This window comes from Aliidiomarina halalkaliphila, assembly GCF_007096385.1.
In the GTDB taxonomy this organism is placed as follows: domain Bacteria; phylum Pseudomonadota; class Gammaproteobacteria; order Enterobacterales; family Alteromonadaceae; genus Aliidiomarina; species Aliidiomarina halalkaliphila.
This window is the reverse complement of record NZ_VJWL01000004.1, coordinates 111,620-130,706: the sequence shown is the minus strand read 5'-3', so window position 1 is coordinate 130,706 and position 19,087 is coordinate 111,620. Positions and strand designations below refer to the sequence as shown.

The window sequence follows — 19,087 nt, the reverse complement described above, 5'->3', positions numbered from 1 at the left end:
ACAGAGCAACGCTGCAAAACCTATCTCAGTGGCCCCTTAGCTCAGTGGTTAGAGCACTCGACTCATAATCGATTGGTCCCCAGTTCGAGTCTGGGAGGGGCCACCATTGTTTCGGCGCAGCACCCCATACTATTTTTAATGACAAGCACGGCCTTGATTGGATACTCTGAATGAGTACTTTTTGGGCGTGAGATGGAATTTATGGCGGTTGTTAAGGGTGTGAAAGCATATGTTCAGGGCGGTGTATTCGCGGGCTGTTTGGCACTATTGCTAGGGTGTTCCGGTGAGCCTGAAATCATTCTACCCGATGGCGGTAGTGTGGCTGATGCAGTCGCCGACCTTGAAGAGCGGGCCTCAGGCCAAGCATACGCCGATGTTTTGACCGATCCCACGCGGCATCCCATTGCACTGGCGCGCTATATTGCCGACCATACCAGCGACGAAGCCACTCGATTTGGGTTGTATCGGATCCTGATCAATACCTTATCAACCCATGTTGTTCCTGAAGCGGCGGCGATTGATGTGTTGCTACAAGCGCAGTGGCATCTGGAAAACTCCCCCCATCCCGATTATTTCGACCCGTATTCGTATGAGCTCGCGATTATTGATGGCTACATTGAACTTGGGCGCAAGGACGAGGCATTGGTGCGCTTGCAAGAAGTCGACCAATATTTATCCCAACAAATTGAGAACCACCGGGTGTTAAATGCCCGTTATCTACGTACGGAACTGGCGCGTAAGCTTGGCGATACGGCATTTCTTGAGGAGCTAGTGAATCGGCAGACGGATCCGGGGATCCGGGCGCAATGGCGTGCTTATCTTGGTTTGCTGTATTTGGAAGAGGGCGAGGAAATGCTCGCGCGCCGGATCGCCGATGACATTAACTTCCGTCTTGGTGAGCTTCGCTGGAGCGAGATGCCCCTCGACGCACATCAGGAAAATTACAGTACAGAAGTGGCCTACGCAGCCTTGTTTGATCTCTTTGTTGCATTAGGTGATACGCGCAGCGCCCTCGAGGTATTAGAGCTCTCCTATGCACGGGTGACAGAGCAGCATAGCGATAATGATTATTGGCGTTTCAGCGGACCCCTTGAATATATTCGAAAATTCGCCGAAGTAGGTGAGTTTACGCGGGCCGAAGAAATCGCGGTGCAGGTCATACTTGATACCGAGCAATTGATTGAAGAATCCCCTGATCACGGTTTTTATATTGTGTATTCCGGATTTCAGGAGCTGGCGGACGCCTTAGCCGAGTTCGATATGGTTGAACAGCAACGCCAATTGCTGCGGTTACTGGCCCATTTCATCATGGCGGAAGAAGATACAGAAGCTGTCTGGTTCGCGATTATCCTCGTGGAATTTATGCATGCTTTTGATCTCGATATGGATATCGACGATATGATTCATCATATTCGGTTGCTGATGAGTGAAATTGTCGATCGTGAAGAGCGCCTTGTGTTATTTGCGTGGAAATTAAAGATGTATGTGGAGGTGGGGCGGCCGGACGACGTGACGCGGATGTTCACAGCAATAGAACGGGAGTTGCGCGGACAGCGTGCGGAAGACGTTGCCATGCTGCTCGACTTTATTGGCCCTATACTTATCGAGCAAGATCGCAAGGATTTGTTCGACCAGTATGCCGTACCGGCGATTGATATTTTTCCGTATCTCATTCATAGCTTAGGCACCACTTTAGCCGAGCATCAATACTATGAAGATGCCCTCGCATTGATGTTGGGACGTGATGAAAGCTATTCCATTGCATATCTATTAGTGTCGATTGGTGAAATCTATTTGCGCGAACAGCGCATTCCTTCTGAACCCGAGCGTGCGGTACTCAAAGCCTTGTATGAGGAACTAGCGAGCGGCTTTGCTGCGCCTTCTGCCGATGCCCTGCACTAATTTTGTAACAATTAAGGGTTTGGCATCGCAATACCGAATTGATAACCTAACAGAATAATAACAAGTGTGTGGGATAGGCCTGCCACAAAGCTATCGATACCGGGTTTAGACATGAACTATTTGCTTGCGCGCATTCGCTGCTGCGCCACCTTGCTGTGTATATCTTTCTTTTCTTTTTCTGCTGTGAGCGCAAGCCCTGCGGATATTCCACTTGAAGACTTCTTCCGCCATGCGGAATTCACCGGTGTCGCATTATCGCCTTCGGGTGAATATATCGCAGTAACGGTACCCGCTGAAGGGCGGCGTAACCTAGCGATTCTGGATATCTCCGACTTAGAAAGTATTTCCGTGAAGTCTGCTTTTGAACTACGGGGAGGCGAGAGCCCCTTTGCGGTGCGCTGGGTCACGCCCGATCGGCTTATTTTTGAAACAACCATTCAGGTCGGCGCCCTCGAAGTACCCGCACGCACAGGCCGCGTTTTTTCCATGAATGCAGATGGCTCCAATCGTCGCCAGCTGTTTGGTACGAACCCAGGGAGCTATGTATTTCGCCAAATGTCGGTGATTCATTTGTTACCGGAGCAGCCTGATTGGATATTGATTCAGCATTGGGCCCACGATCGCCTTAAACCTATTGCAGAGCGGTTAAATGTGAACGACGCACGCTTACGCACAGTGGCGTCGTCGCCATTGAATCGCGGTGGATTGATGGCCGATCGCAATGGCGAGGTACGTTTCGCCTACGGGACCAATGATGATGACAAAGGCGAATTTGCCTGGCGCCCTTCGGTGGATGCGCCGTGGCAAACTTTCGAAAATACACTAGGCGAGTCTATCTCTCCTATTGCATTTAACGACGAAGGTGATGGGGTATATTTCAGTGTACGTCGTAACCAAGGATCGGGATTGTGGTTAGCGCGGTTTAATGAAGGCGATGCGATCCCGATTGCCAATGAACACGGCGTTGAAATCGATCATCCAGTGTTTTCCGACGTCTCGCCGTATAAATACGATGCATCCGGGCGCAATCTGTTAGGTGTGCGCTTTAGCCCAGGCTATCCCATCATGCATATCCTCGATGCGGATGCGACTGAATCCCAGTGGCTTGAGCAAATTGGCGCCATGTTTGATGGCAATTATGTGCACTTCCACAACTGGACCGCCGATGGCAAGCGCGCCATTGTATCTGTCGCCAGTGACCAAGCGCCAAGAGAGTTTTTCCTACTAGACACCGAGGCTCCCGCGCTGCGTTTTATTGCTGGGTCACGAGGCTGGATCGATCCCGCCCAGATGTCGCCCATGCAGCCGATTTCATTCACTGCGCGGGATGACTTGCAAATCCATGGGTATATGACTACCCCACAAAACCAGGAGCCAAATCCCGACTTGCCTTTCGTAGTGTATATCCATGGCGGGCCTCACGGGGTGCGGGATTACTGGACCTTTGATCCGGTAACCCAACTGCTGGCCTCCCGTGGCTTTGGGGTTCTGCAAGTGAATTTCCGTGGCTCCGGTGGCTATGGTTGGGAATTCGAGCGTAAAGGCTATCGCCAGTGGGGCGCGAAGATGCAAGATGATATCACCGATGCCACGCATTGGCTGATTGAGCAAGGCTACGCGGATCCGGAACGCATTTGTATTGCGGGTGCCAGTTACGGCGGATTTTCTACCTTATCGGGGATCGTTCGGGAACCGGATCTCTATGCCTGTGCATTCGCCTTTGTGGGTGTCTACGATTTAGCGTTAATGAAAGAAGTCGGTGATATTCCCGAAACCGCGTATGGCCGTAATTATCTTAATCGTGTGCTTGGAAATAACGAGGAGCTGTTGGCCCGTCGTTCGCCGACAAACCATGTGGAGAATATTAAGACCCCGTTGTTTATTGCCCATGGGGGTGAAGATATACGCGCCCACGTTGATCATTATCACTTACTTAAAAAACGCCTGGATGAGCATAATATTCCCTATGAAGAACTGCTGGTAGAAGACGAGGGCCATGGTTTCTACAAAGTTGAAAATAATGTGAAACTCTATGAGCGTGTGCTGGAGTTTATGCTCAAACATACAGCGAAAGACGAGTAATTCATCACCATGGCAGCGTCCGGGTTCCGTTTTAAGTTTGGTCCCGCAACCTTAGTTGCGGCGGCTTTTATTGGGCCCGGAACGGTCGTCACTGCATCACTTGCAGGGGCGCAGTTTGGTTACGCGTTACTGTGGGCTTTGGTGTTCGCCGTGATCGCCACCATGATTTTGCAAGAAATGGCGGCGCGTATAGGCGTAGTAACGCAAGCGGGATTAGGCGAAAGCCTGCGCACCGTGGTGTCGGCGCCTTTAGCGCGTATAGGCTTTATTGCCTTGGTGGTGGCGGCTGTGGTGATCGGTAATAGCGCCTATCAGGGAGGGAATCTCACCGGTGCCAGTTTAGGTGCCGATGCACTTTGGGGTGACGCGCACTGGGTGCAAGCCTTGGTGGCGCGTACCGGCCTCAACCCTTGGGCGGTGATTCTTGGCGCGCTCGCAGCGCTGGTGCTCTGGCAAGGCAAATATCGCACTATTGAGCGCGCGCTTATCGGGCTCGTGGTGCTAATGAGCTTGGCCTTTATCACCACCTTTATACTGAGCAAACCAGATTTACTTGCGTTGCTGCGGGGCTTGCTCGTGCCTCAGATTCCGACTGGTGGTGCCTTAACCATGATGGCGTTAATCGGCACCACGGTTGTGCCTTATGCGCTATTTTTGCACGCAGCAAGTGCGCGTACCCGTTGGCCAAAAACACAGGTGCCAACAGAGCAAGCGTTAGTGGAAGCCCGTTCCGATATTGCCACCTCAATTCCACTAGGTGGCTTAGTCTCTATAGCTATTGTTTCGACTGCGGCAGCGGCCTATTTTGGCCAGCAGGCGACCATTGCAGGGGCCGCGGATTTAGCGGTATCGCTGGAACCCATCTTTGGCACGGCGGCCACTTATCTAATGGCGACTGGACTGTTAGCGGCGGGATTGTCGTCGGCTATTACTGCGCCTTTGGCCTCCGCTTATGCATTAACGGGTGTGCTCGGATGGAATATTGATTTACGCAGCTGGGCCTTTCGCGGTACTTGGCTCGGAATCATTTTGGTGGGCGTGATCGTTGCGTCGCTAGGGATTCGCCCGATTTCGTTGATTGTATTTGCCCAAGTCGCCAACGGCATCTTGCTGCCATTGATTGCCGGCTTCTTGTTATTGGCGGTCAATCAAAAATCTATGGGGCAATACGCAAACAGCACCCGACAAAACATACTCGGGGGCTGTGTGTTTGTGATTGCGCTAGTGTTAGGGGCGCGATCAATCCTACTTGCATTGCTCTAATATCTGCGGAATGATGTCGCCGCTCATATAGTCTTTCCAGTTTTTACCAAGCCAAGGGATAAAGCGATTTCGCTGGCGCTGATAATGACTGAGGGCGTCGTTCAGTATTTCGGTGGACTCCGCCAATTGCTCAATAACAGCCCAATCATTCCACACCGAAAATAGGCCCCAGTCGTTGCGGTGAATCTCGCATCCCGGTAAGCGATAATGAAAGGTTGGTCGGGCCTTGATGAGGTCATCAGGCACCGCTGACACCACCCGTTCTTCATCTAAGTGCCGAAACAACGGCAACATATCCAATGCGCGATTGCGCGTGGGATTATCTTTGAGGTAGTCATCCATGAATGCCTCAATACTAGGTGCATAATCCGGATCCAAGACTTTATCCAAGTATTTTTTCGGGAAGGGGTCGATATAGCTGCTGACTCGGCGGGAGATATCTGGATCGATACGCTTTAGGAGCCAATCATAGCTGCACAGAAATGCTTGCAGGTAACGCACTAAGGTATTGGCACCGGTATCCGGTACTTCTGGGTTGAGTTGCATACCAAACGCGTAGGCAAGGCTATCAGAGGAACCTCGCGCTCCTGCGTCGCGCAATTGACCCATTAAGTTCTCAACTTCCTTGAGGCGAGAGAGTGGTAATGGTGGGCTTACTATCTCCACCGGAACCACGCTTTCGGCAATCCAAGCGAGGCCCTTTTCCGCAGACTTTTGCCATTCTTCTTGGTGCTCTTCACGTCCGAGTTTTTTCAGATAACTGTAATCAAACTCAATTATCCAGGGGCCTGCGTCATCACCGCTAATTTCGCGTTCATAGCGGCCTTTGCTCTGGGTTTCTGTGTTGATATCAAGGGTGGTAAGAAATTGTTCGACAATCTCGGTGACTTTGTCGAGAGACAGTGCCCCTAACTCAATTTCAACGCCGACACGGCGTTCTTTGTCATCCGCTGTTCGTGTTCGGGGTACCTGAATTAATGCTTCAGCCATAACCTACTACTCCTCCAGAATGGGCTGAATATCGGAGATCAAACGATAGACCCAAGCATACTCGCCATCTTCAAGTGTATATAAATAGCGTTCATATTTAACACCCACACGTTCATAACGATCAAGCCGACGTAACTGGGTGGGGGTAACATAGAAGATGACACCCTCGGTATAGGCGCCCTCATCGGGAAGCAAATCAAGACCATAACGGCGATAACCATCTAATCGTGCAGGCTCGGTTGGCACGTAGCGGCGAATAATGAGGGAACGAACGAAATGGTTGCGCAGGGTTCCGAAAGCAAACACACGATGAGTGGCTTCCTCATCTATATCCAGTGTGGTGTCGGAATAAGTAAAACTAAATGGGCTAATCCAGATCCACCAAAAAATAACGCCCGCGACAAATAATGCAAACAATGCGTAGCTCATAGCTCTCACGTTTTTATATCCATGTTGTGGGTGAGTTTTTTGCGTATAAACTAAAGCTTAGACGAATTGAGAAAGAACATACATAATTGATAATTCAAATAACGATAACAAGAGAGTGCTCGTAATGCGAAATTTACTCAACAAACCTAAGGTAGGGCGACTCGGCCTCGCACTTGCCGCTGGTTCTTTATTTCTTGCGGCCTGTTCTGAGGCGCCAAGCCCATCAATGCCATTAGAGAATGGTCAAGCAGGTGTGCTTGTACCGGGCGCAGAGCAGCGTCTGGATATTTATGTGTCTGTGCCTATGGACGTCGACATTTCTCATTTATCGGATCAGAAAAAGCAGTTGATCAGCGTGCTTATCGATGCGGCCGATATTATGGACGAGCTGTTTTGGATGCAGGCATATCCGGGTGATCGCGATGCTCTGCTGGCACGCATTGATGATCCCAAAGTACGCACCTTCGCAGAAATTAATTATGGCCCCTGGGATCGCTTGAACAATATGGAACCCTTCATTCAAGGTTACGGACCGAAGCCATTAGGTGCGAACTATTACCCGGCGGATATGACTCGCGAAGAGTTTGATGCGGCAGATCTGGATGGCAAAGATAGCTTGTATACCTTAGTGCGCCGCGATGCGGAGGGCGCTCTCTATACCATCGCCTATAACGAAAAGTATGCGGCGCAATTAGAGCGGGCCGCGGAACTGTTGATGCAAGCAGCGGAGCTCGCTGAAGATCCGTTGTTCTCACGCTATTTGCAGATGCGTGCAGAAGCATTTTTAAGCAACGAATACCAAGCGTCTGATTACGCGTGGATGGATATGGTCGATAACACCGTGGATGTGATTATCGGACCAATTGAAACCTACGAAGACCGCCTGTTTGGTTACAAAGCCGGATTCGAGGCCTATGTATTAGTTAAAGATATGGAATGGAGTGAGCGTTTAGCGGTGTATGCCGATACGCTACCGAGCTTACAGCGTGGCCTTCCTGTGCCCGATGAATATAAAGCCGAGGAGCCTGGCAGTGAAGCACAGCTCAATGCGTACGACGTAGTATATTACGCAGGGCACTCCAATGCGGGCAGCAAAACCATTGCTGTGAATTTGCCAAACGACGAAGAAGTTCAATTGGCCAAAGGCACCCGTCGCTCGCAATTAAAAAATGCCATGCAGGCAAAATTCGATGAAATTCTTGTGCCTATTGCTGATGTGCTCATTGCACCTGATCAGCGTCATCACATTACCTTTGATGCGTTCTTTGCAAATACGATGTTCCACGAAGTGGCGCATGGTTTAGGTATTAAGAACACTATCACCGGGCAAGGGCCTGTGCGCAATGCACTGCGTGAATATGCGGCGCCACTTGAAGAAGGGAAAGCGGATATTCTGGGCTTGTATATGGTCACCCAATTGCTGGAAGAAGGCATTCTCACTGAAGGAACACTGGAAGATTACTATGTTACCTTCCTCGCTGGAATTTTCCGCTCGGTGCGCTTTGGTGCTTCCAGTGCCCATGGTCAGGCGAACATGATTCGCTTTAATTATTTCGAACAAGCAGGCGCCTTTGTCCGTGATGAAGCCGGTTATTATTCGGTGGATATGGACAACATGCGTGCAGCGATGAATAGTTTATCGGAGCTTATTTTGCGCCTTCAAGGGGATGGCGATTACGATGGCACGGCTCGTTTGTTTGCAGAAATGGGTGGCATTGGCCCAGATCTCCAAGCGGAATTGGATCGCATTGATGCGGCGAATATTCCGGTTGATATCGTATTTGAACAAGGCAAACGTCCGCTCGGCCTCGAGTAACGACATACTCAATTACCCACCCGGTGGGTGATGAGAAAATACACCAAAAGTGCGAATTCAAGCCAAGTACGTATAGTGAAATTCACTAACTTACTTGGCTTTTTTGTTTTGATAATCTCTACAAATAATTAAAAATCAATAAGTTAATTAATTTGGCACGGTTTCTGCTTTAGTTTAGGTAACAATCGCTGACATCAATGAATCAGCCATTGTGAATCTAAAAAACGCAGTGAACAGGAGAACCAGAATGATTACCTCACTGATACTTTCGGCAAGCATCGCACTTGCCAGTGCAACGCCTGCCGCCGCTCCGGCCCAATCCGTGACCGATCCGGTACGCGGAGAGTTTTACAAACAACAATGTAATTTCAAGTTCGATCAGGATATCCGTGCGTCTTATCAGGAGCTGGTGGTGTTTGATCACACCGGTGAAAAAGTACGCATTACCGCCAACGGCGATTTGTATCTGGAAGGTGCAGCCGTTGATGTAAATAGCGAAACACGGGGGCTATTAATCAGCTATAAAAACGGCGTCACCGATCAGGCTGTGTTTGTGGCCGATGTAATGGATGAAGCCTTGGAAATGACATCTTTCGCACTGACCACGACCTTTGGTGAAATGTTTGGTCCAGACCACAAGATTGTGCGCCGGGTTGATGCGTTACGCGACCGCTTACGGGATGACTTCAATACGATTGCCTATCGTGATGATCAGGTTTACGTGGTGCAAGGAAGTCAACTTGATGCCTTTGGCGATCGCTTGTCGAGCACCTTGGAAGACGAATTGGAATCCATTATTACCGAATCTATGGGCAGCATGATGATGATGATCGGTCGCATGATGCTCAGTGGCTCAGGTTCGTTTGAAGACCGCATGAATCAGTTTGAAGAGCGGATGGAGAATATGGCGGAAGTACTTGAACACAGTATGGAAGCCAAAGGTAAAGCCCTAGAACAGAAGGGTGAAGCCATGTGTCATGAGTTGCAGAAGTTAAGTGCAACTGAGGCGCAAATTGCAGCGCAAGTCCCCGAGTTTGATGCATATCGGATCTTGCACTGATGAAGTAAAGTAGTAGTACCAACAAAGCAGCAGCAAAAAACGGAAAGCGGAGGGCCATGCCCTCCGTTTTTCCGTTTTAGTACGCCAATAATGCGCTCATCAGGTCGATGATTCGTCCGGTTTCTCTAGGTTATCATCGATATCCGTCAGGTCATCGTCGTGCTGCGCCACATCCCAGGGTAGGCTACCTGGCGAATGATGGCGGAAGTGCAGGTAGTTTTCGAACTGATTGAGTACATCATCGATAATATCCGCTTCCTCAAAGCCATATACGTCGTAGGCTTGCCCACCTTGGCGCAGAAATACTTCCGCGCGGTAATAATCATCGTCGCCGGAAAGCTGGGTTACGGCAAAGCCAGGACGATGATATCCGCGCATCCGGATCTCGTAAGTAAACTCAACCTCATCTTTTTCAACTGTAAGCACCGCCCGAGTCGGTTCGTCTTCCATGCTGACCTGGGCATCCCAGCGCTTCTCGGCTAATTCTTGCTGCACTTTCTGTAGGCAGCTTGCACAGGTAGTGCGAATAAAGGTATCCACTTGCTCTTTGCTAGGAAAATCAACCATGCCCGCAAGGCGCTTCTTCCAGTAGTTTGCACCGGAATGAACGCCACGCCGATGTACTTGTGTGTGACTCCGCAAACTACTGTATTGATGGCCTTCAATCACCAGCGCACGCCACATGCCGATGGCGGCGATCATCATGATCACGGCGAATGGCAGGGCACTGGCAATGGCGGCTGTTTGTAGTGCCGTAAGACCACCGGCAAGGAGCAGTATCGATGCGACTACGCCTTCCGTGCTCGCCCAGAATACACGTTGCCAGACCGGTGTATTCATCACACCACCGGAGGCTAGTGAGTCAATCACCAGAGAGCCGGAATCGGATGAGGTAACGAAGAAGGTCATGATCAGAACCACGGTCACAAAAGATAAAATGCTCGTAAGTGGAAGTCGCTCATACAGCTTAAAAAGAGCAATGGCTTGGTCTTCTTGCACCTCAGTAATTAAGGATTCATAACCTTGCACCATGATCATGTGCAACGCGGTATCACCGAATACGGAGAACCAGAAGAAGGTGAAGATTGTGGGCACCAGCATGACACCAAATACAAACTGACGAATGGTCCGCCCGCGGCTAATCTTCGCGATAAAGAGCCCGACAAAGGGTGCCCACGCAATGGTCCAGCCAAAGATAAAGAGGGTCCAGTTGCCAATCCAGTCGCTACGGCTATACGCCTGCAAGTTAAAGGTGCGCTCAACGATATAGTTAAGATAGCTCCCGGTGTTCTGCAAGAAAGTTTCAAGAATATGTACCGTAGGGCCAAACGCGAACACAAACAGCAGTAAAAACAACACCAAAGTCATGTTGATAATCGACAGCCGCTTAATTCCTTTATCCAGACCAGCAACCACCGATGCGATGGCAAGCAGGGTGATAAAGAAAATAACGATCACCTGAACAATGGTGCTCACGGGTATCGACGGCCACAGGTAATTGAGGCCGGCATTGATTTGGATCACCGATAAGCCAAGGGTCGTGGCGATACCAAACATGGTGCCAAGTATCGCGAAGGTGTCTACAGTATGGCCGATGGGTCCGTGTATGCGCTCACCGATGAGTGGAAATAGGGTTGAGCGCATGGATAAAGGTAACCCATGACGAAATGAAAAATACGCCAATACTAAGCCCACAAGCCCGTAAATGGCCCAAATATGAAAGCCCCAATGAAAATAGGAAATTTGCATGGCTTGTTTGGCGGCATCAACAGTAAGGGCAGCGCCCTCCGGCGGGGCTGCGTAGTGCAGCACCGGCTCAGATACGCCGAAGAACAATAAGGCGATGCCGTAACCTGCGGAAAACAGCATGGCAAACCAGGCAGGAAAGCTATATTCGGGTTCGGCGTGATCGGGGCCGAGTTTGACACGCCCCCACTTGGATACCGCCACGATCACGATAAACATTAGGAACAGCGCCACGGCCAACATGTAGAACCAGCCGAAATCCTCAGTAATGCGGGCGAGTACCGAGGCGAAAACCTCTCCGGCATACTCTGGATTAGCGAGGGTGCCTGCAACGAGTAGGAAAATCACAACAACCGCAGGAATAAAAACAGGAAGTAAAAGTGCAGAACGCCAGCGAGATGGCTTGGCTGAACTCATAGTACATGCTCCTTTTGCTGAGGACGACTAGCCTAAAATAATTATTTTAGGCTAGCAGCTTGAGCTTGTTTCACAAGTTTAGCGGTCGAAGCTTTGCGCTGAAGTTCAGGGTGTTAGTGCGAACAAGCGGGATATTTCGCACAATCGCGCGACCTTGTGTATGCTGATCACAGCGCATCTACAGTGATCATGAATCCGATGAATGGCAGGAAGCGCAGTAATGCAGTTAGTCGTGCTGCAACGGGCATTAACCTAGTTTAAGTGAACTTTCATGGTGAGTTTCTTAGTATAAGGAAGCAGTAATGCACTCTCTCGTAACTGAGGAATCCCTTTTGAAGGACTCATATGCATAACGGATTGAGGAGACACTAGTGGTGCGAGCATGGTACCTCATCGCAGGGTTTTGTTTGTTGTTAGCCGGGTGCAGTGACGCACCATCGGATAGCAGCAATGATCAACCGGGAGGCGAACGGCACACCCCGATTGCAGCTTATGAAGTGACGCCCCGTGATTTGTCGCGGCAGCTCACCCTGTCAGCGACAGTAGAGCCTCGCATTCAAGTGAATTTAACCAGCAGAACCCAAGGCGTAGTTTCGTCCATAGCGATTGAAGAATCGGATTTTGTTGAGGCAGGGCAAACACTCGCTCAGTTTGATGTGGCCGAACAGCGGGCAGAACTACGCCGGGCGGAAGCACGAGCCTACGAAGCCAAGCTCGAATTTGAACGCCTGCAGCAACTGCGCGAAAGCAATACTATTTCCATTGCTGAATTACAGCGCGCCGAAGCAACATACGCGGCGGCTGCCGCGGAGCGTGATTTGTGGCAAACCCGTATTGATTTTGGTGCTATTTTAGCCCCCCTAAGCGGCATCGTAACCGGCCGATATATCGAAGTGGGTGAATCCATCGAAGCCCAGCAAGCACTATTCTCACTGGCAAATATGGATGAGTTGGTCGTTCGCCCGGGTGTTTCTGAACGGGATATTCGTCACTTATCTGTAGGAGACGACGTACCTGTGCTCCTAGATGGCTTACCGGATCAAGAATTTCGCGGCACCATTCGCCGCATCTTTCCCATTGCCGATCGTAGTAGCCGACTATTACGCATTGAAGTATTACTCCCGGAAGAGGCTTATGAGCAAGGGGTACGCCCAGGCTTCCTAGGCCGCCTTCCGCTCACTGTTGATCCACGCCCTAACGCATTAGCAGTTCCTGCAGCAGCTATCGGAGAAGATGCCGAACAGCGCTATATTTATCGCGTGGTTAATGAGCGATTAGAACGTACATATATCGAGGTGGGTATCACTCGAGGGCAATGGACCGAAGTATTGTCAGGCATCGATGAAGGCGATGTGGTGTTGGCGACGAATCCCATTGATATGCGCGATGGTACCGCAGTGCGTATTGTGAACTGGCGCGGTTAAGGGCTAGTTACCATGGCAAAAACCTATTCCGGTCTCAGCAGTTTAGCCATTCGCCGTCCTATCGGCACTCTCTCCTTGGCGTCTGTAATTCTCGTGCTTGGCTTGTTTTTTGTGCAGCGCTTGCCGGTGGATTTACTGCCCCATATTGAATATCCGCAAATCACCGTTACCGTGAACTATCCCGGGGTAGCACCGGAGGTGATGGAAGAGCAAGTCACGCGGGTGCTGGAGCGAAACCTCGCTGCGGTGGAAAACCTGGTGATGATTGATTCTCGGGCGTCGGAAGGGCGCACCAATGTGAATCTGCATTTTGAGCTGGGCACCAACTTAGATTTGGCGCTCCAAGATGCGGGTCGCCTTCTCGAGCTAGCCCGTACCCAACTTCCCAGTGATAGCGAACCGCCCCGTTTGTATAAGCGCGATCCTTCGCAAGACCCGGTTTGGCAAGCAGGGTTTAGTTCTTCCGTACGTTCCGAAGTGGCCGTGCGCGATTGGGTGGTAAATCAACTTACCCCGCAATTGGTGGCGATCCATGGCGTGGCCGGTGTCGAGGTTGCGGGCGGTCAAGAGCGCGAGATGGAAGTGATCATTGATCAACATCGTTTGCGCGCCTTTGGCCTTACCATGCAGGATGTGATCGATCTACTTGCTGCGGAAAACATCGATATTGCTGCCGGTTGGATGACATCCACCACCTTTGATGTGATGGCGAAAACCGATGGCATGCTCACATCTGAAGCCGACGTCGCGAATCTCTTGCTGCAAGTACCCAACTCAGATCAGCGCATTCGCTTAAGCGAAGTGGCGGAAGTGCGCGATGGCTTCCGTGAGCAGCGTTTGTTCTCGCGTTTGAACGGAATTCCTGCAGTACAGGTCAGTGTTACCAAACTTCCGGAAGCCAATACCGTGGATGTGGTGGAGGGCGTGCAGGAACTGATGGCCCAGTTAGAGCGCAGTGGCTTCCTCCCTGAAGATATCGATTATCAACCGGTGGATGACCCGGTGTACTTCATCCGGGGCGCGATTAGTAGTGTCGGAACCGCCGCCCTTCTTGGCGGTGTGTTGGCCATGATGATGGTGTTCTTGTTCCTCGGCTCGTTGCGCAAAAGCTTTGTGGTGGGGCTATCGATTCCCGTAGCGATTATGGCTACTTTTGCCTTAATGGGGGCCAGTGGACTGACGCTCAATGTAATCAGCCTAGGTGGCTTAGCATTAGGGGTGGGGCTGTTACTCGATAACGCCATCGTGATGCTCGAGAACATATTCCGCCATCATAAGCAGTTGAACAAACCAGTCGACGAAGCGGCTCATGAGGGCGCGCGGGAAGTAACCTCGGCGATCACTGCCGGAACTTTTACCAACTTAGCAGCGGTATTGCCGTTCTTACTGATTACCGGGTATGCCTCGCTCATTTTCCGTGAACTCATTCTTACAATTTCCTTCGCAATTTTAGCGACCTTGGCCGCAGCTCTCACCTTGGTGCCTATGTTGGCGGCATTGCTGGCGCGTATTCGTTTTCAAAGTGGTCTTGAACGCAGCCTGTTGATTCGTGGATTTAGCGCAGGCATCGAGAAGCTACAAGCAGGCTATGTGAAAGTGCTGGCGCCAGTTCTGAAATTTCGTTACGGCGTGGTGGTGCTCGCGATTCTTGCAGGCATCGGCATCATGCGTATTGGCGGCGAACTGGGTAACGAGTTCTTACCGCAAGTGGATGATGGCGGCGTGGGTATTCGCATGGTGCTGCCAAGCGGCACACCACCGGCAGAAACCGATGCAGCCGCACGAGAAATTGAACAGGTCATTATGGATATGCCCCACGTGGAAACCATGTTTGCCTTGGTCGGTGGTCATTTAGGCGGCGGTATTATTAACGAGAGGCCCGGTACCAGTAATATTCGGGTGCAATTAATACCCGCACGGCAACGACCGGATATGACGGCGGGACAATGGGTAGCTGAAGCCCAAGAGCGATTAGATGCCTTGGACTTACCGGGGGCGCGAATTAGTGTGCGCCCACCGGCTATTCGCGGCTTGCAATTCAGCCCCGGTGGCGCGGATTTCTCCATCAGCGTAGTGGGCGATGAATTGGCGGATATGCGCGAATATGCGCGGGATATTGCCGCTTTGCTGCAAGGTATTCCGGGCCTTGAAGGGGTTGAGGTAGGTCGTGAAGATCAAAGCCCATTAATGCGTATCTTGGTTGATCGTGAGCGAGCGGCAGATCTCGGCTTACGGGTATCGGAAATTGGACGTGCGGTGCGCAATGCCGTGGATGGCGCGGTGCCCTCGTATTTCCGTGATGGTCAGTACGAATACGATGTGCGGGTGCGCTTGCCACGGCACCAGGTCGCTGATGAAGAAACCTTAGGGAACCTCATTCTGGATCGTATCGACGGGGAGCCTGTATTGCTGCGTGATGTTGCAGAATTTTCCTTGGGTGAAGGCCCGGCTCACATCGAGCGGGAAAACCAAAACCGCGTGGTGCGGGTGAACGGTGATATCAATACAGCGGTTGCGGATGTCGGCCAAATCATGGCGGAAGTGGAAGCCCGTATGGCTGACTTTGAGTTACCAGATCAGTACAGTTTGATTTTCTCGGGGCAGTGGGAAACTATTCAGGAAACCAACCGCGAGTTGCGTGTTGTGGTGATTTTAGCGTTGTTCTTGGTCTTTGTGGTGATGGCCGTTCAATATGAGCGCTTAACCAACCCATTGGTGATTCTAACCGCCGCTCCATTGGCACTCTTTGGTGTGGTATCGCTCTTGGCACTCACACAAACGTCGTTGTCGGCCCCCGTGCTTATTGGTGTGGTGCTTCTAATTGGAATCGTAGTGAACAACGCGATCTTACTGGTGGAATACATCGAAATTGCGCGAAGGGATGTCAAGATGGACATGATCGATGCCATACTTGAAGCTGCGCGTGTGCGTCTCAGACCCATTTTAATGACCACCCTCACCACGGTGTTAGGCATGTTACCGTTAGCCATCGGCGTGGGCGAGGGTGCAGAGATTATGCATCCGTTAGCGCTGACGGTGGTAGGTGGCTTGCTAAGTGCGATGCTGCTAACGCTTTTCGTGGTTCCAGCCTTCTATATGATCATCAATCAAGCGGCAGAGCGGATGGTGGGGTGGATGACCGGCGGTACAGCACAAAACACAAAATAAAATGGCCAGCGTTGGGCTGGCCATTGAAATTTATGTGTGACTCAGGGAATCCCTTAGTCTACCGCTGTGACGTTCTCAGCTTGTGGGCCTTTCTGGCCTTGGGTGATGGTGAACTGTACCTTCTGACCTTCAGTCAGAGTACGGAAACCAGAACCTGTGATGGCGCTGAAATGAACAAATACATCCGGGCCGCCTTCGCGCTCTAGAAACCCAAAACCTTTTGATTCATTGAACCACTTCACGGTACCCGTAACGATATCAGACATAGTCTTTCCTAACTTTATTACAATGTGAAACAGCTAACCTTAGTTAGCGAACTAAATGTGCTTCGAATCAAGGGTGTTTTGAGGCAGGGACGAGCGCTTCCAAGGAGGGTATCGTTCAAGCAGCAAAATACACATGATACTTAAGCAAAGTCAGTATACATGGGCGATTTTATGCTTGCGAATATTTTTAATCATTCTTTGATATAGCGATTGATTATCAGCAATTGCCACTGAGATTGGGTATAGTGGCGTGAGAGCTAACTAATGGATGTTGCAGATGGATAAAACTGACTATGGTCGAGTTGCTGCACGCCAATCAGAGCTGATTGGTCGCACCGACTTGCTAAAAATTGAATCGTTATCGGCTTTAACGGGCTCCGCTATTTATGTGAAATGCGAGCACCAGAACCCCGGCGGCTCAATTAAAGATCGCGCTGCTTTGCAGCTGGTTGAAGATGCCATAGCGCGCGGTGACCTCAAGCCGGGAATGACCATTGTCGAAGGTACTGCGGGTAACACCGGCATCGGCCTGGCTATTGTGGCGAAATCTCTTGGCTTTGATTTGCTGGTGGTAATGCCGAACGATCAAACCCCAGAAAAAACCCGCATGATTGAAATGCATGGAGCACAACTAAAAGCCGTGCCCCCCGTGCCCTTCAAAGATCCAAATCATTTTTATCATACGGCCCGGCGCATCGCCGAAGAGAATCCAAATTACTGGTGGGCGAATCAGTTTGAAAACACCAGTAACCTGAAAGCCCATTATCTGCACACGGGGCCAGAAATATGGCAACAAACCCAAGGCAGGGTGGATATTTTGGTGTCGGTATCTGGTACCGGCGGGACCATTGGCGGAAACTCGCGGTATCTTAAAGAGCAAAATCCAGAGATTGAAGTGTGGTTAGCGGATCCGGATGGGTCTGGCAGTTATGAATTTTTGCGCACGGGAGAATTTGTGTCGTCGGGAAGCTCCATGACCGAAGGCATCGGCATTATGCGATTGGTGGAGAACTTCAAACAAGCCAAGATCGATTATGCGATTAACCTGCCGGATCAGGATCTGATTGCCATTTCACGCTATGTGCGTGAACAAGACGGTATTGTCTTGGGAAGTAGCTCTGCACTCAATGTCGCTGCGGCGTTTTTTGCAGCCTTGCACCGAGCACCGGGAAAAACCATTGTGACTTTTGCTTGTGATCTTGGCGAGCGCAGTGCATCGAAACTCTACAATGCAAACTATTTGCAGGAGCGAGGATTGGATCCAACGCCGGAACCGATCACCGATGTAATGGCGCGCTACCGCAAGAGCGGGGATCGCATCTTGCAGGTAACGCGTTCGTAACAGTTAGATTAACGCAAAGCGGTTTCAAGAATCTTGCGGCTCACCTCGGGGGTCACATCGCGATGTTCACCGAGTTTAACCATGCCGTGAGATTCGAGCTGCTTAATGATCACGTCAATCACATCGGCGCTGAGATCGTAATCTTCAATGCGGGTGCCAGCGCCGAGGTTTCTGAAGAATTCCTCGGTGCGGGTAATAGCTGCTTCCGCACGCTCTTCATCGCTCCCTTCGGTAATACCCCACACACGTTCTGCGTATTGCACTAACTTAGGTAGCTTATCGGCTTTGCGTACCCGCAAGTTTGCGGGCAGCACAACCGCGAGGGTTTGCGCATGATCCAACCCATACAATGCAGTGAGCTCGTGACCAATCATGTGGGTCGACCAATCCTGTGGCACTCCTGAACCAATCAAACCATTGAGGGCCATAGTGGCACACCACATCACATTGGCGCGTACTTCATAGTTTTTCGGTTGCGCGAGGGTTTCGGGCCCGAGTTCAATCAGGGTTTTTAAGATCGCTTCGGCAAGGCGATCTTGCAGGTGTGCACCCACCGGGTAGGTCAGGTACTGCTCCATTACATGAGTAAAGGGATCGATCACGCCGTTAATCACCTGACGAATCGGCAAGCTATAGGTGGTAACAGGATCCAACACAGAAAACTGTGGATATACATGGGGGCTCCCAAAGGGAAGTTTCGCTTTCATTGCAGAGCGCGTCACTACGGAGCCTGAGTTCATTTCAGAACCCGTGGCAGGGAGCGTAAGCACGCTGCCAAAAGGCACCGCGGATTGAATCACTTTGCCGCCTTTGGTGAGAATATCCCAGCGGTCACCGTTGTATTGCGCAGCGGCGGCAATAAATTTTACCCCGTCAATCACAGAGCCACCGCCAACGGCGAGAATAAAGGTGATGCGGTGTTCATTCACTGCATCAGCAGCACGACACAGGGTGTCGAATTCGGGGTTGGCTTCAATTCCGGAGAACTCACAGACAATGCGCTCGCCTAAGGCATCAATTACTTGATCGTACACGCCATTATTTTTGATACTTCCGCCCCCGTAGGCAAGCATCACCCGGGCTTCCACGGGAATCTCTTTAGCAATGCTAGCGATTTGGCCTTCGCCAAAAATAATCTTGGTGGGATTGTAGAAACTAAAATTGTTCATCGGTACTCCACAA

The 19,087-nt window shown here is 50.8% G+C and carries 13 protein-coding genes and 1 tRNA gene; 9 read left to right on the top strand and 5 right to left on the bottom strand.

All coding sequences use genetic code 11. From position 1 onward, the window contains the following. Positions 1–30 precede the first annotated feature (30 nt). The 4 genes from FM042_RS10765 (at position 31) to FM042_RS10750 (ending at position 5,247) form a co-directional block, all read left to right on the top strand. Positions 31–106 (top strand) — tRNA-Ile (locus FM042_RS10765). A 95-nt stretch (positions 107–201) separates the two neighbouring features. Further along, positions 202–1,902: a hypothetical protein gene (locus tag FM042_RS10760; protein ID WP_143236451.1), complete on the top strand. Its 1,701-nt coding sequence runs from the start codon at positions 202–204 to the stop codon at positions 1,900–1,902. A 111-nt stretch (positions 1,903–2,013) separates the two neighbouring features. Beyond that, positions 2,014–3,984: a S9 family peptidase gene (locus FM042_RS10755; protein WP_143236450.1), complete on the top strand. Its 1,971-nt coding sequence runs from the start codon at positions 2,014–2,016 to the stop codon at positions 3,982–3,984. A gap of 9 nt (positions 3,985–3,993) precedes the next feature. Then, positions 3,994–5,247: an Nramp family divalent metal transporter gene (locus FM042_RS10750; protein ID WP_143236449.1), complete on the top strand. Its 1,254-nt coding sequence runs from the start codon at positions 3,994–3,996 to the stop codon at positions 5,245–5,247. On the opposite strand, the gene FM042_RS10745 is transcribed toward FM042_RS10750, so the two are convergent. Next, the gene (locus tag FM042_RS10745) at positions 5,230–6,237 is read right to left on the bottom strand and encodes an amidoligase family protein (protein ID WP_143236448.1); all 1,008 of its coding nucleotides are present in this window, start codon (positions 6,235–6,237) and stop codon (positions 5,230–5,232) included. The genes FM042_RS10750 and FM042_RS10745 overlap by 18 nt on opposite strands. 6 nt (positions 6,238–6,243) lie before the next feature. Beyond that, positions 6,244–6,666, bottom strand: a complete 423-nt coding sequence (locus FM042_RS10740; protein ID WP_143236447.1) for a gamma-glutamylcyclotransferase family protein — start codon at positions 6,664–6,666, stop codon at positions 6,244–6,246. Between the two features lie 124 nt (positions 6,667–6,790). On the opposite strand from FM042_RS10740, the gene FM042_RS10735 reads away from it, so the two are divergent. Next, the gene (locus tag FM042_RS10735; protein WP_143236446.1) at positions 6,791–8,482 is read left to right on the top strand and encodes a dipeptidyl-peptidase 3 family protein; all 1,692 of its coding nucleotides are present in this window, start codon (positions 6,791–6,793) and stop codon (positions 8,480–8,482) included. A 247-nt stretch (positions 8,483–8,729) separates the two neighbouring features. Beyond that, positions 8,730–9,542, top strand: a complete 813-nt coding sequence (locus FM042_RS10730) for a DUF2884 family protein (protein ID WP_143236445.1) — start codon at positions 8,730–8,732, stop codon at positions 9,540–9,542. Positions 9,543–9,641: 99 nt separating this feature from the next. On the opposite strand, the gene FM042_RS10725 is transcribed toward FM042_RS10730, so the two are convergent. Then, on the bottom strand, positions 9,642–11,705 hold the full coding sequence (locus tag FM042_RS10725; RefSeq protein ID WP_143236444.1) for a BCCT family transporter: 2,064 nt from the start codon (positions 11,703–11,705) through the stop codon (positions 9,642–9,644). 371 nt (positions 11,706–12,076) lie between these two features. Here FM042_RS10725 and FM042_RS10720 point away from each other — a divergent pair, with 371 nt between their 5' ends. Then, positions 12,077–13,129, top strand: coding sequence for an efflux RND transporter periplasmic adaptor subunit (locus tag FM042_RS10720; protein ID WP_143236443.1), 1,053 nt, complete (start codon positions 12,077–12,079; stop codon positions 13,127–13,129). Between the two features lie 12 nt (positions 13,130–13,141). Next, the gene (locus tag FM042_RS10715) at positions 13,142–16,297 is read left to right on the top strand and encodes an efflux RND transporter permease subunit (protein ID WP_143236442.1); all 3,156 of its coding nucleotides are present in this window, start codon (positions 13,142–13,144) and stop codon (positions 16,295–16,297) included. Positions 16,298–16,350: 53 nt separating this feature from the next. On the opposite strand, the gene FM042_RS10710 is transcribed toward FM042_RS10715, so the two are convergent. Beyond that, the gene (locus tag FM042_RS10710; protein ID WP_143236441.1) at positions 16,351–16,563 is read right to left on the bottom strand and encodes a cold-shock protein; all 213 of its coding nucleotides are present in this window, start codon (positions 16,561–16,563) and stop codon (positions 16,351–16,353) included. A 277-nt stretch (positions 16,564–16,840) separates the two neighbouring features. On the opposite strand from FM042_RS10710, the gene FM042_RS10705 reads away from it, so the two are divergent. After that, on the top strand, positions 16,841–17,905 hold the full coding sequence (locus FM042_RS10705) for a cysteine synthase A (protein ID WP_143236440.1): 1,065 nt from the start codon (positions 16,841–16,843) through the stop codon (positions 17,903–17,905). Between the two features lie 8 nt (positions 17,906–17,913). On the opposite strand, the gene FM042_RS10700 is transcribed toward FM042_RS10705, so the two are convergent. Beyond that, the gene (locus tag FM042_RS10700; protein ID WP_143236439.1) at positions 17,914–19,074 is read right to left on the bottom strand and encodes an iron-containing alcohol dehydrogenase; all 1,161 of its coding nucleotides are present in this window, start codon (positions 19,072–19,074) and stop codon (positions 17,914–17,916) included. Positions 19,075–19,087: the final 13 nt, after the last annotated feature.

Excerpts from the sequence above, each read along its gene's own strand:
- FM042_RS10740 (WP_143236447.1), bottom strand. The coding sequence starts at position 6,666 with ATGAGCTACGCATTGTTTGCATTATTTGTCGCGGGCGTTATTTTTTGG.
- FM042_RS10760 (WP_143236451.1), top strand. The coding sequence starts at position 202 with ATGGCGGTTGTTAAGGGTGTGAAAGCATATGTTCAGGGCGGTGTATTC.
- FM042_RS10700 (WP_143236439.1), bottom strand. The coding sequence starts at position 19,074 with ATGAACAATTTTAGTTTCTACAATCCCACCAAGATTATTTTTGGCGAA.
- FM042_RS10705 (WP_143236440.1), top strand. The coding sequence starts at position 16,841 with ATGGATAAAACTGACTATGGTCGAGTTGCTGCACGCCAATCAGAGCTG.
- FM042_RS10715 (WP_143236442.1), top strand. The coding sequence starts at position 13,142 with ATGGCAAAAACCTATTCCGGTCTCAGCAGTTTAGCCATTCGCCGTCCT.
- FM042_RS10755 (WP_143236450.1), top strand. The coding sequence starts at position 2,014 with ATGAACTATTTGCTTGCGCGCATTCGCTGCTGCGCCACCTTGCTGTGT.
- FM042_RS10725 (WP_143236444.1), bottom strand. The coding sequence starts at position 11,705 with ATGAGTTCAGCCAAGCCATCTCGCTGGCGTTCTGCACTTTTACTTCCT.
- FM042_RS10745 (WP_143236448.1), bottom strand. The coding sequence starts at position 6,237 with ATGGCTGAAGCATTAATTCAGGTACCCCGAACACGAACAGCGGATGAC.
- FM042_RS10730 (WP_143236445.1), top strand. The coding sequence starts at position 8,730 with ATGATTACCTCACTGATACTTTCGGCAAGCATCGCACTTGCCAGTGCA.
- FM042_RS10710 (WP_143236441.1), bottom strand. The coding sequence starts at position 16,563 with ATGTCTGATATCGTTACGGGTACCGTGAAGTGGTTCAATGAATCAAAA.
- FM042_RS10735 (WP_143236446.1), top strand. The coding sequence starts at position 6,791 with ATGCGAAATTTACTCAACAAACCTAAGGTAGGGCGACTCGGCCTCGCA.
- FM042_RS10750 (WP_143236449.1), top strand. The coding sequence starts at position 3,994 with ATGGCAGCGTCCGGGTTCCGTTTTAAGTTTGGTCCCGCAACCTTAGTT.